13 protein-coding genes are annotated in these 12,368 nt (G+C 64.0%); 1 reads left to right on the plus strand and 12 read right to left on the minus strand.

Annotated features, from left to right (window positions below; translation table 11 throughout):
* Positions 1 to 20: 20 nt before the first annotated feature.
* The 12 genes from EA796_RS00470 to EA796_RS00525 all read right to left on the minus strand — a co-directional run bounded on the left by EA796_RS00470 (position 21) and on the right by EA796_RS00525 (position 11,088).
* Positions 21 to 1,007 carry a type II secretion system F family protein gene (locus tag EA796_RS00470; protein ID WP_122107098.1) on the minus strand — a complete coding sequence of 329 codons (987 nt, stop codon included), beginning with the start codon at positions 1,005 to 1,007 and terminating at the stop codon, positions 21 to 23.
* Positions 1,004 to 2,440, minus strand: coding sequence for a CpaF family protein (locus EA796_RS00475; RefSeq protein WP_122107099.1), 1,437 nt, complete (start codon positions 2,438 to 2,440; stop codon positions 1,004 to 1,006). The genes EA796_RS00470 and EA796_RS00475 overlap by 4 nt, the downstream gene beginning before the upstream one ends.
* A 5-nt stretch (positions 2,441 to 2,445) precedes the next feature.
* Positions 2,446 to 3,669: an AAA family ATPase gene (locus EA796_RS00480; protein ID WP_122107100.1), complete on the minus strand. Its 1,224-nt coding sequence runs from the start codon at positions 3,667 to 3,669 to the stop codon at positions 2,446 to 2,448.
* The gene (locus EA796_RS00485) at positions 3,663 to 4,166 is read right to left on the minus strand and encodes a TadE/TadG family type IV pilus assembly protein (protein WP_122107655.1); all 504 of its coding nucleotides are present in this window, start codon (positions 4,164 to 4,166) and stop codon (positions 3,663 to 3,665) included. Before EA796_RS00485 ends, EA796_RS00480 begins: the two co-directional genes overlap by 7 nt.
* Positions 4,167 to 4,174: 8 nt before the next feature.
* Complete coding sequence (locus tag EA796_RS00490) at positions 4,175 to 4,642, minus strand: TadE/TadG family type IV pilus assembly protein (protein WP_122107101.1); 468 nt, start codon at positions 4,640 to 4,642, stop codon at positions 4,175 to 4,177.
* 120 nt (positions 4,643 to 4,762) lie between these two features.
* Positions 4,763 to 6,103, minus strand: a complete 1,341-nt coding sequence (locus EA796_RS00495; RefSeq protein ID WP_122107102.1) for a TadE/TadG family type IV pilus assembly protein — start codon at positions 6,101 to 6,103, stop codon at positions 4,763 to 4,765.
* Between the two features lie 11 nt (positions 6,104 to 6,114).
* Positions 6,115 to 6,387, minus strand: coding sequence for a hypothetical protein (locus EA796_RS00500; protein WP_122107103.1), 273 nt, complete (start codon positions 6,385 to 6,387; stop codon positions 6,115 to 6,117).
* 72 nt (positions 6,388 to 6,459) lie between these two features.
* The gene (locus EA796_RS00505) at positions 6,460 to 7,872 is read right to left on the minus strand and encodes a type II and III secretion system protein family protein (protein WP_256679050.1); all 1,413 of its coding nucleotides are present in this window, start codon (positions 7,870 to 7,872) and stop codon (positions 6,460 to 6,462) included.
* Between the two features lie 314 nt (positions 7,873 to 8,186).
* Positions 8,187 to 8,999, minus strand: coding sequence for a Flp pilus assembly protein CpaB (gene cpaB / locus EA796_RS00510; RefSeq protein WP_122107105.1), 813 nt, complete (start codon positions 8,997 to 8,999; stop codon positions 8,187 to 8,189).
* Positions 9,000 to 9,015: 16 nt separating this feature from the next.
* On the minus strand, positions 9,016 to 10,341 hold the full coding sequence (locus tag EA796_RS00515) for an AAA family ATPase (RefSeq protein ID WP_122107106.1): 1,326 nt from the start codon (positions 10,339 to 10,341) through the stop codon (positions 9,016 to 9,018).
* A gap of 11 nt (positions 10,342 to 10,352) precedes the next feature.
* Complete coding sequence (locus EA796_RS00520; RefSeq protein WP_122107107.1) at positions 10,353 to 10,868, minus strand: prepilin peptidase; 516 nt, start codon at positions 10,866 to 10,868, stop codon at positions 10,353 to 10,355.
* Between the two features lie 28 nt (positions 10,869 to 10,896).
* Positions 10,897 to 11,088 carry a Flp family type IVb pilin gene (locus tag EA796_RS00525; RefSeq protein WP_122107108.1) on the minus strand — a complete coding sequence of 64 codons (192 nt, stop codon included), beginning with the start codon at positions 11,086 to 11,088 and terminating at the stop codon, positions 10,897 to 10,899.
* Between the two features lie 435 nt (positions 11,089 to 11,523).
* On the opposite strand from EA796_RS00525, the gene EA796_RS00530 reads away from it, so the two are divergent.
* Positions 11,524 to 12,366 (plus strand): AraC family transcriptional regulator, encoded by an 843-nt coding sequence (locus tag EA796_RS00530; RefSeq protein ID WP_122107109.1) that lies wholly within the window; start codon positions 11,524 to 11,526, stop codon positions 12,364 to 12,366.
* The last annotated feature ends 2 nt before the right edge of the window (positions 12,367 to 12,368 follow it).

Below are 12,368 nucleotides of genomic sequence, written 5' to 3' on the forward strand. Positions count from 1 at the left end.
CATACCTCCTCGGCCCGTGTTCAGACCTGGATGCGGATGATCTTGCGGATCCAGAAGATGCCCAGCAGCATGGCGACAAAGGCCGCCATCACCATCTTCTGCCCCAACGGCTCCTTGATTAGTAGCGGCAGGTAGGTCGGGCTCGACAACACGATCGCGGCAGCCAGCACGAAGGGCACCGCCACCAGAACCCAGGCCGACATGCGCCCTTCGGCCGACAGCGTCTTGACCTTGCGCTGGAAGCGGAAGCGACCGCGGATCAGGCTGCTCAGACGCTCCAGCACCTCGGTCAGGTTGCCGCCGGTGTCGCGATGGATCAGCACCGAGGTCACCAGCATCATCACCGTCATGCTCGGCATGCGCTCCAGCAGGCCGAGCATGGCCCGGCGCACGTCGTTGCCGTAGTTGATATCGGCGAAGGTCAGGCCGAACTCGTGGGCCACCGGCCCCTTGTGCTCCTCGGCCACCAGTTGCAGGGTCTCGTTGAACGGATGGCCGGCGCGCAGGGCGCGGCACATGGCATCCAGGGCGTCCGGCAGGCCTTCCTCGAACTGGGCGAAGCGCTTGCCGCGGTCGCTGGCGATCTTCAGCACCGGCAGCCAGCAAGCAGCCAGGGCCGCCGGCAGCGCCAGCCACCAGAGCTGGGTGAACAGCCACAGCAGGAGGCCCGTGGCCACGCCGAGTATCAGCCCGAGCAGCAGCACCCGATAGGCACGATAGTCATGGCCGGCCTGCTCGACCATCTGCGCCAGCGCCTCCATGGCCGGCAACTGCTCCAGCCAGGCCTCCAGCGGCGACAGGCGCTTGAGGTACTTCTGCCGCAACACCGTCTGCATATTCGGCAGGTCGCTGGCCCGCTCCAGCACGTGCAGGCGATTGCGGATACGCTTGCGCACCTGCCCCGCCTCGCCGAACACCGGGATCACCAGCCCCTGGCTGAGCAGGAACACCGCGGCGAACACCATGCCGAGAAAGGCCAGGATAAACTCGCTGGGAATCTGGTTCATGACTGCCCCTCCATCCATTCCGGCCGGAACATATTCAGCGGCAGCTCGATGCCGCGCTTGCCCATCACCTCGCGGAAGGCCGGCACCATGCCGGTCGGCCGATAGTCGCCGAGCACCTCGCCGTGCTCGCCGATGCCGCGACGGACGAAGGAGAATATCTCGGTCATGGTGATGATCTCGCCTTCCATGCCATTAATCTCCTGCACGCTGACCAGGCGTCGCCTGCCGTCCTCCTGGCGTTCGAGCTGGATCACCACATCGATGGCCGAGGCGATCTGCTGGCGCAGGGCCTTGATCGGGAAGGTGGCGCCGGTCATCGACACCATGTTCTCAATGCGGCCCAGGGCATCGCGCGCGGTATTGGCGTGGATGGTGGTCAGCGAGCCGTCGTGGCCGGTGTTCATCGCCGTCAGCATGTCCAGCGCCTCGGCGCCGCGCACCTCGCCGATGACGATGCGATCGGGGCGCATGCGCAGGCTGTTGCGCACCAGCTCGCGCTGGTTCACCTCGCCGCGACCCTCGATGTTGCACGGCCGGGTCTCCAGGCGCACCACATGAGGCTGTTGCAGCTGCAGCTCGGCCGAGTCCTCGATGGTGACGATGCGCTCGTTGTGCGGGATGAAGCTCGACAGCACGTTGAGCATGGTGGTCTTGCCGCTGCCGGTACCACCGGAGATCAGCACGTTGAGGCGACCACGGACAATGGCCTTGAGCATCAGGGCGATTGCCGGGGTCAAGGTACCCATCTCCACCAGGCTCTCGCTACTGAGCAGGTCGACGGCGAAACGGCGAATCGAGATGCTCGGCCCGTCGATGGCCAGGGGCGGGATGATGGCGTTGACCCGCGAGCCGTCCTTCAGGCGCGCGTCCACCAGCGGCGACGACTCGTCGATGCGCCGCCCCAGGCTGGAGACGATGCGGTCGATGATGTTCAGCAGGTGCTGGTCGTCGCGAAAACGCACGTCGGTCTGCTGCAGCTTGCCGTGCCGCTCGACATACACCGAGGCATGGCCGTTGACCAGGATGTCCGACACGCTGTGATCGGCCAGCAAGGGTTCCAACGGCCCCAGGCCGAGTACCTCGTCGGTGATCTGCTTGATGATCAACTGGCGGCTGGCCGCGCTCACCGGCGCGTTGTGGTCCTCCATCAGGCGCAGGCAGATATCGCGGATCTGCCGCGTCGCATCGACCTGCTCCAGGGAATCCAGCAGCGACAGGTCCATGACCTTGAGCAACTGCTGGTAGATCTTATCGCGCCATTCGGTCTCCACCGGGCTGAGATGGGTCTTCGTTTCGTAGAGTTCGGCCGGTGCGCTGTGCTCCCAGGCCATCATGTCCTGGGCAGCCCCATCCCGGGCGCCCTGCTCGGCAGACGACGCCTCCACGGCCTTGAGCGGCTGCTGGCGCAGGCGGTTGCGCAGTTCATTGAGCATGGCGGTCACTCCCCGAAAAAGCGGCTGAAGGCGCGCTTGAATAAACCCTGTTCGGCACCCGCCTGCTTGCCGAGCAAGTCCTTGCTCAGTTCCTGCAGTGCCAGCGTGATGGGCGCACGCGGCGCGTACTGATCCAGCGGCGCACCGGTGTTCTGGCTCTGGCTGACCACGGCGAAATCGTTGGGTAGCTTCTGCAGCTCGCTGCAACGCAGCGCCGTACCGATATCGCGCAGGCTGATCGGCGCGGCCTTGTCGTAGCGATTAACCACCACCTGCAGGTTCTCGCCGCGCACGCCCAGCTCGTCGCGCAGGATGCGCGCCAGGCGGCTGGCGTCCTTGAGATGACTGAGGCTCTGCTGCACCACGATATAGACCCGGTCGGCCTGCTCCAGGGTGATGCCGGTGAGGTGGTCGATCTGCCGCGGCAAGTCCACCACCACCCAGTCGTAGGTGCTACGCGCCAGTTTCAGCAGCGCCTCGAGCTGCTCGATCTGCACGTCCTGCGGCAGGCACAACTCGTTCTCGCGACCGCCCAGCACATGCAGGGACGGGCTGAAATGGCTGCAGAAGCCGCGCAGCGCCATACCGTCCATTTCGCCGATCTGTTGCAGCACCTCGACATGGCTATGGGCCGGATGGACGTCCAAGTAATGAGTGACGCTGCCAAACTGCAGGTCGAGGTCCAGCAACAGGGTATTGCCGCCCTTGGCGCTGAGTTGGTGGGCCAGGTTGCAGGCCAGCAGCGTCGCGCCGGAACCGCCCTTGGCGTTCATCACCGCCACCAGCTTGCCGCCGGAACCGCTGCTGGCGCGGGTCTCGGTGACCATGCGGCCCAAGGTGGCCAGCAACTCCTCGGCCACCACCGGCTCCGGCAGGAAGTCGCGGGCACCGGCCTGCATCGCCAGGCGAATGCCCTCGCGCTCCTCCAGCGGGCCGCATACCAGCAGCGGCGGACGCTCATGCGGCGGATGTTGCAACAGCGCGGCCAGCTCCTCGCGCCACAGGTGGCTGACCCGCAACAGGAGAAAATCGGGTTTCCTTTCCAACCCATAGAGCGGATCGGTATGCCCATTGCTCACCAGACGGGTATCGACCTGCAGACCGGGGGTACGCCGGCAGATGCCCTGCAGGTGCTGCAAGGCAGCTGCGTCGCGGCTGCTGATCAGCAGGTGCAAGCCCTGCTTGCTCGGCGAACTGGTTGGCGCGGGGGCTTCTCTGAGGTTCAGCATGGCGTGATCTCCGGAACTACGCCTTCCTCAGCATGACGGCCGAGGCTTTCGCGCGGGATGGTCGACCTGAATGCAGGCAGGGTGAACACCCCGCCGAATCCAGGAATCAGCAATTCATGGGGAAAACTTTCCACCCGCAACTGCACATAGCGGATGGCACTGAAACCGCCCGCGCCGACCAGGTCGCCAGGATTGGTCACGGTAGCGCCGTTCTCGTCCAGGTACACCAGAGTCAGGTTGGCGGTTTGCAGCCTACCGATCAGTCGGCTGGCGCCGGCCTCGTTGGCCGCATTGAAAATCGCCCGGCGCAATATCACCGGGTCCTGGATATCGCAAACCGCCGCCAGGCGCGCGCCACGGCGCACCACTTCGTCCAGGGCATTGACGGTGAAATGCAAACGCCCCATCTCCACCACCCCGAACAACAGGGTGAACAGCAGCAGGCCGATGATGGCGAACTCGACCACATACACCCCGCCCATGCGCCGTCTATTCATCGCCTTCATCACAGCCCCCTCATCACGGTGGTGGCCACCAACTGCAGGTTCAGTGGAATGGCGTTGCCAATCAGCGCCGGCAGGCTGTTACCGATCACCGGCTGGAACACATAGCTGGTGCTGACCTGGACATGCTCGCTGCCCACCGCGCCGACCGTTACGTTGGCGGTGGTCAATCCCGGCACCACCTCGTAGCCGGACTGGGGCGTGGGCATGCCATAGACCGCGAGGTTCTTGGTCCTGGCCACAATCACCGGGTCGATCACGACCTGGCCGAGGTTGCCGTTCCAGGCCTCTGAGGCCAGGTAACGCACGGCGTCGCGGTTGGCCTGCAACAGGTTGTTGTAGTGGTAGAGCATGCGGCCGAACTCGGCGATGGCCAGCAACAGCAGCAGCAGCAGCGGCAGGGCGATGGCGAACTCGACCATGGCGACGCCCTGCTGCGCCCGGCCAGGCCTGAATGAGTGACTGTGCATGGAACACCTCCCCAGTGACTGGGTTCGCCACCTGAGCGGATGCAATCCGCCATCGTGGTTGCACGAGGCTTGCGCCTCTCCCGGATTTCGTCCGGGCTACACCGACCGGCGAAAGATCGCCTAGGAGTCGGGACTCGGCGTCGATACGCCACTGAAATAGGTCTTGTACAACTGGATGATGTTGGGACCGACATCGTCGGCCGGCGTCGCCCCCGCATAGCCGTCGCCTTCGCACTCCTTGATGAACTGGCCGAACACCTGGGCCTCGGTGCCCTGCTGCCTGACCGTCTGCAGCAGGTAGAAGCAGCCGAAGCCCAGCACCGGCACCGAGGTCTGCCCGCCTGATACTCCGTCGCAATTTCCGATGACGAGGGTCAGGATTCGCCGTTCGTAAGCCCCCGAGCAGGTGCCGGAAGCAGCGCATGCGGTGCTGGCCTCCAGCCAGTCGTTGTAGTCGAACAAATCGGTACTGCCGGCCGACAGGTCGCCACCGCTGGAGGTAACCACCTGGCCCTGGTGTTCCACGTTCGAAGTGCTGTCGTTATAGGTCACCCGCGGGCTGGTGAAATCGGTGACCCAATCAGGCGGGTAATTGGCAGAGCTCATGCTTCCGCTGTACACCCCCAGACGGGTGTTCAATCCCTGGGCCACAGGCCCCACGGTATTGCCGGGTTCGGTTTCAGCCTCCTCGCCGACCACGTTGCACTTGTCGATGCCACCGGCCAGGGCGGCGCGCAGGTCGTTGGCCCCTGTGGCGCCGTCCAGGCGCAGCAACTGGAAATTGCCGGGACCTATTTCCGGCGTACTGCCGGAGGCGCTCTTCAGCACCTTCATCTCGCCGAAGCCGTAGCCCCAGAAATTACCGTTCGCGGGGTCATACTGATCGGGGTCGCCGCAAACCATGATGGGCTCGATCCTGCACGGATTGGCGGAAGGGCTGGGCCCCGCCGTGGCGATGGCGGCCACCGCCTTGTCGCCCAGGTTGCCGGCAGAAAACCATTGCGCGAAGTTCCAGAGGAACCCCGTCAGCGGGAAGTCCGGCACCGACACCCGTACATAGGCTGCATCGGTCGGCCCCGGGAAGGAGAACGGTCCGTAGACGCTGTTGGACAACTCCACGATGGCGAATGCCCCTACCCCACCACTGCCGGCAATCCCGCTGCTGAGCTCGCCGTTGCCGCTAGCACTGGCGTTGAGCAACAGGGTGTTGAGCGCCGCATCCCGCGCCAGCGTGGAGGCATTGCCGCTGCCCATCACCTGCTGCAAGGTCTTGGCGCCGCTCAGGGCCGCAGCATCCACGGCGTTCTGCAGGCGCGTCTTGTTCAGCAGCATATGCCCGCCGTCCAGCGCCAGGGCGCCCATCAGCAGCATGGAAGCCATGGCGATCACCACCAGCACCATCACCGCACCCCGCTGGCGCCCCGGCGTCGCGGTGTACGACCGTTGAATACGGGGTTTCATGGTCGTGCTCCTCAGTTGCCGATATTGATCTGGATGGGTTGGGCGACCTGGGCCGCATCGCCTGTCACTCCACGGTAGCCATCCATGACCCTTTCGGTCACCGCGCCATCGGTACCGGTTGCCGAGACCTCGGTGCCTGGCGAGGCCGCCACCGTCTTGTCGGCGATCTGCTGGTAGTGGATGTCGTAGACGGTGGAACCCAGGGGGCCGACGCGGCCTTCGTCATAGGTCATGCAGGCGCTTGGCCCAAGGGCCAAAAGGGTCAGAACGATCATGCGTTTCATGGTGTTGCCTCCGCTGAATTGCTAATTTGCCCTGGCCATGCAGGAACCGGGTGCTCCTACAGCATCCGCACGCTAATTCAGGTCATGCCCGAAACTGCCCTCGCTGACCCCGAGGCTGACCGGCACCGGGCGCTCCATCTGGCGGCCCTTGGTCCTGCCCAGCAGATAGAAATCCACATCACTCGGCTCGACGAACTTCTCGGTGGGCAGACGCACGGCCCTGGCATCGACCGGCTTGGCCAGGTGTGGGGTCACCAGGATCACCAGTTCGGTTTCACCGCTGACGAATTCCTGGCTGCGGAACAGATGGCCGAGCACCGGGACATCGCCCAGGCCTGGGAAGCGGCTGACGAAGTCGCGGGTGTTCTCGCTGATCAGGCCGGCGATGGCGATGGTCTGGCCATTGCCCAGTTCGACGGTGGACTGTGCGCTGCGCTTGGTCAGCGCCGGTACCAGCAACGATGAAGCACCACTGGTGGAATCCGTATCCACTACCAGGCTGTTGGCCTCCACCAGCTCGCTGACCGAGACATTGAGGTTGAGATTGATGCGCTCCGAGTCCAGCACGACCGGCAGGAACTTGACCCCGACACCGAACTCCTTGAACTCGATGGTAATGCCATCGTCATCGGAGACGGGGATGGGAAACTCACCGCCGGAAATGAACTCCGCCTGCTGCCCGGTCAGGGTGGTCAGGGTCGGTTCCGCCAGCACCTTGGCCGAGCCGTTTTCCTTGGACGCTTCCAGTATGGCGTCAAAGAGAAAGCTCTCGGAGGCGAAGCTGGCCAAGAAACCGGTACTAGGGCTGAGCAAACCGTCGACCAGAGAGGAACTGCTGTTGAACCCGCCAAATTCCCAGTTTCCACCCGAGCCTATAGCCAGGAAACGCACGCCAAGTCGCTTGACCAGATCGCGCTTCATCTCCGCCACCTTGACCTCCAGCATCACCTGCTGGCTGCCACCGACGGTCAGCAGGTTGATCACCTCCAGGGACTGGCTGGGCGCGGCCACCGCGGCTTCGCCCTCGCCCTGCACCACGCTGGCGGTTTGTGCGGTGTAGGTCTTGGCCAGCTTGACCGCGGCGTCCATGGCCGACGCGCTGCTCACCTGGCCGCGCAGCACCAGCGCGCCCTGGGCGCTGTAGACCTCGATGCGCTCGTTGGGCAACAGCTCGTACAGCTTGCCTTTCAGCCCGCCGAGGTCGTGCACCACTTCTAGGTCGAGGCTATCGATCAGGCGGTTGCCGCCATCCCAGAGCAGCACGTTGGTGCTACCCAGCGAACGCCCCAGCAGGTACAGCTGGGTCGGGCTGGTCACCAGGATATCGGCGATCTCCGGGTTGCCCACCGAGACCCTCTTCACCGGGGCGCGGGTGGTCAGCACCCGCGACTTGTAGATGGGTACCTGAATATTGCTGACGTTGGCCGCCGGCATCGCGCTGACCGCCGGCGTCGGCTCAGCCGCCTGTATAGCGGCACTCGACACTAAACCGGCGCCTAGTGCGTACAGCGCGTATAACCCGAGTCTCCGGATGATATCCATGCCCTACTCCTTGCTTGGTATGTCGCGTTGCCTGGTTACAGGAGCACCGGATAGCCGATGCCATTTAAAAGTCGCGCAGCGACGCCTTCCTTTGTGCCCGTCTCCCTCTGGGAGAAGGTGGCGCGTAGCGCCGGATGAAGGAGGCGGGCATGCCCGTCAACCGTTTTCTCCCCTCTCCCGGCACCGTCTCCCTCTCCCTCAGGAGCTGGGCGCCTAGCCAGGGGCCGTGGTCAGCGCCGGGCGAGGAAGTTTCACAGCTAAAGCTGCGCCTTGGCCGCCTGCACCTCGATGCCGCGGATAACGGTCACACCGCCGCCACCGCCACCGCTGCGGCGCACCACCGGCTTGGGCGCAGGCACAGGCGCCGGGGCCTCCACCTGGGCGACCGCCTCCTGCACCGGTGGCAGCGGCTTCTTCTGATTGTCCAGCGGGTTGCGCAGGGCCAGTTGCAGCTTGCCTTCGGTCTGCGCCTTGACCAGCGCTTCCGCCTCTTCGCCAGTCATCTCCAGGGTCACCGCGCGCACCACCACCGGTTGGGTCTTGTCGGTGCTGGCGGTCTGGTCCACCGCCAGCACGCGCAGGTCCTCGAGAATGGTTTCCGACACTGCAGTGCTGTTGTTGCCAAGCTTCTTGGCCACAAGCACGTCGACCCGGTTGCCCGGCAGCAGGAAACCGCCAACGCCGACCACATCGTCGACCCGCACCGAGACGGCGCGCTTATCCTTCTCGATCAGCGAGGCCAGGGTGCTGCCGCCGAGGTGTTCGGCCAGGCGCGCGCCTCGCACGATGTCGCCCTTGAGCATGGCGAAGGTGGCGATCTTGCCGGTGACCTTGTCAGTGGCGTCGAAGGCGTCGTCCGGTACCGTGCCCTTGGGCATGCGCACCAGGGTCACCTGCTGGGCCTCGACCATCTGCCCGAAGGGAATCTCCACCGTGGCCACCACCACGTTCTGCAGGTTGTCGTCCGGACCTGCGTTGAGCCGTGCGTTCAGCCAGTTGTTGGCCAGGAAGGCCGCGCCCAGGCCGAGGATCAGCGACAGGGCGATCAACACGAGCGTGCGAGAGTTCATTACGGTGCCTCCTTGTTCAACTGGCCTTGAGGCTGACGAAGTAGTTGCGCCAGGCCCAGATCAGCGTGTTCGGTGTGAGGGCTTGCGAGTCGTCCCCGCCCAGGTAGCGCTGGCGATCCAACGCCATGCCGAGCAGGTCGCGCGGGTGGCAGGGCAACAGCGGCCTAGACTCCACCCGGTGCAGCCGCTCGATGGCGTAGGCCACCAGGTCGGGGTCGAAGGGGATGCCCAGTTTTTCGCACTCCTGCTGCCAGATGCGTTCGTACTCATCCGCCTGCAGGTGGTCGAAATGCAGCTTGTAGCCGATGCGCCGCAGGAAGGCCTCGTCGGCCAGCTCCAGCGGGTTGAGGTTGGTGGAGAACACCAGGATCAGGTCGAAGGGGATCTCGCAGTGGCGACCGCCGCCGAGGTTGAGGTAATCCTTCTTCTCCTCCATCGGCACGATCCAGCGGTTGAACAGATCCACCGGTGCCACCCGCTGGCGGCCCAGGTCGTCGATGATGAAGATACCGTTGCTCGCCTTCAGCTGCAGCGGCGCCTGGTACAGGCGGCTGTAGGGGTCGAAGCGGATTTCTAGCATATCCAGGGTCAGCTCGCCGCCAGTGATGAGGATCGGCCGCCGGCAGCGCAGCAGGCGGCGGTCGATGCCCTGGTCCAGGCGCAGGCTGCGCTGGCCGGCTTCGACCGGCAGCGGCTGGTGCAGCTGGGGGTCGAAGATCTCCACTACCGCCTCGTTGATGGCGATGGCGTGGGGTATCCACACCGCCTCGTGGAACAGGTTGATCAGGCGCTGGCTGATATAGGTCTTGCCGGTGCCGGCCGGCCCATAGATCATCAGCGCCCGGCCAGAATTCATCGCCGGGCCGAGCTGGTCGAGCAACTCGTCCTGCAGCACCACCCCGGCGAACGCCTCGCGCATGGCCTGGGCGTCGATCCGGCTGTGGTGCACCGTCTGCATCGATAGCAGTTCCCGGTAGCGCTCCACCGGGTAGGGTGCCGGACCTATATAGCCGCTGCGCGCCAGGGCATCCTTGGCCGCGCTGCGGCCACGCTCGGTCAGGCCGTAGCGCAGGCCCTGCCCGCCGGCCTGGCCGAGTACCTCGATACGCCCGTCCTTGCGTTGGTAGCCGAGCACCTCTTCCAGCACCGAGCCTGTCAGCGCCAGGCGCTCCACCAGCTGCGCCATGTCCAGCACACCTGCATCATGCAAATGCTTGCACACCAGGTCGCCGAGAAAGGTGTCCGCCAGGCCGGTTTCCGCCACGCTGCGTGGCTGTGGCGCCAGGCGCTGGATCGGATCGAGGCCTTGCGGTTCGGCGTTTAGAGGACTCAGCGCATGCATGGCCGGACTCCCTAAAGAAAAAACATGAAGTAACTGATGGTCAAAGTCCCCAGCAGAATTGCGATAGAAAAGGGGAAGGGCTTGCCGGCCACCTCATCCGCCGCCGGCGCCAGATAGGCCCGCGCCCGCAGCATCAGCCAGTAGCGCCCCAGGGTTTGTTGCACCTGGCCGCGCGCGAGCACCAGCAGCAAGCCGCACAGGCCACCGGCTATCAGGCTGAAAAACGCCGCCCACATGGCTAAATGCGGGGTCAGGAAACTGCCAACCATGGCCATCAGCTTGACGTCACCGGCCGCCATACCACCCAAGGCGTAGAGCGGGAGAAAGATCCCGAAGCCGACCAATAACCCCAACATGCCGTCGGTCAGGCCATCAACCCCGATGAAATAAGCCTGGCTGGCTAGCCCCAGAACGAGGCCGAGCAAGACCAGGAAGTTGGGGATGCGGTGGCGGCGAAGATCGCACACCACCGCAATGCCCAGCAGCCCTAGCAGCACAGCGATTGGAAACAGCTGCTCTATAGACATGGCTGCATCTCTCTTGGGAATTGTTGTATCAGCAGGACCCAGCAAGAACGGCGTTGCAGAGCGCAACGATCCTAGTGTTCACCGCCCCACCCAGACCAGTGAATGCGAGCACAACCGCCACCGTGATCAACCCCCCCGCCACCGCATACTCCACGATGGTCAGGCCATCCTCGTCTTTGACAAACTTCATCACCGAAGTCTTGATCGCTTGAAAAGTCATTTCGTCCACCTCACTCGAGTGTTGGTACGGAGAAGGCGTCGCGCTGTACTCCTGTCAGTACTCCCTGTGTGCTTCGCCTGCTTCAACCCTAGTCAGCAGCCAAGGGATGGGTTAGGAGGTTTTTGCGCATCGCTGGTAGTTTTTTGCAGGCGGCATGCATGTCGAAAAATAAGCGCCAATAATCTGCCCTTCATCGATCCAGGGCAGAGCAGCTGGCAGGAGTCAATCAGCGGGCTAGCGCCGCTCTGGCCCGGGGCCCGGCGCGGTAACGAGGAAGGATTCAAATGCAGTTAATAGCTGTAGGGCGCTACGGTTATAAGAAAAAATTCTTGGCGCCAATGGCTATCTGACTCTATTCCTGTAAAGCAACGGAGTCAGTTAACTGTCGGGAAGTGCTACGCAACATTAATTAGACAAAAAGTTGACGTAAATCCGATGAATTCTCGCCCCCCATGTACGCCGCGATTGCTCTGGTTCGATCTCACCCACGATCGATCGGCCGCCGACTGTATCGCTGTATTCGCCGACAGTTGCCGGATCGCCCAGGCGAAGGATCTGAGCCTGTCCGGACTGGGCGCCGAGCAACGCCCGGACATGATCTGCATGCACTACGACCGCCCCGACACCCTGGGACTGGGCTTCCTAATGGAGGTCAAGCGCATGGCCCCCTCGATTCCCATCACCATGCTTACCGTGCATCACTCGGAGGAGCTGGCCGTCTGGGCCTTCCGCTCCGGCGTTTGGGAGTTCTTGGTACTGCCGTTGCTGAACGCCGAGCGCGACCGCTACCTCAAGGCACTGCTGGCGCTGTGCCAGATGCGCAGCAACCCGACCGGCAGCAGCAAACAACTGCTGACGCGCGAAAACCTGCTGCCTGAAAGCATCCGCCTGACCCAGCAGCATCAGCAGCAGCAACCGCTGCAGCAGGCAATGCGCTATATCGAGCAGCACTACAGCGAACATCTGGAACAGAAGGTCCTGGCCGAACGCTGCGGCATGACCCCGTTCCGCTTCAGCCGTCTGTTCAAGCAGGCTTGCGGCACGAGCTTCCCGGAGTACGTGCAGCGCAAGCGCCTGGAGAAGGCCGAGGAGCTGCTGGCCAACAGCCAGATGCCAATCACCAGCATCGCCTATGCCGTGGGCTTCCAGGATCCGTCCTACTTCGCCCGCGCATTCAAGCAACAGTTCGGCTGCTGCCCCAGCGACTTCCGCAGAAGCGAGCCGCCACCCGGCCGGGGCGATGAACTTCTGCCCCCCCAGCACAGCCTGAGCTTCTGAGC

Source organism: Pseudomonas sp. AOB-7, from assembly GCF_003696305.1.
Classification (GTDB): domain Bacteria; phylum Pseudomonadota; class Gammaproteobacteria; order Pseudomonadales; family Pseudomonadaceae; genus Aquipseudomonas.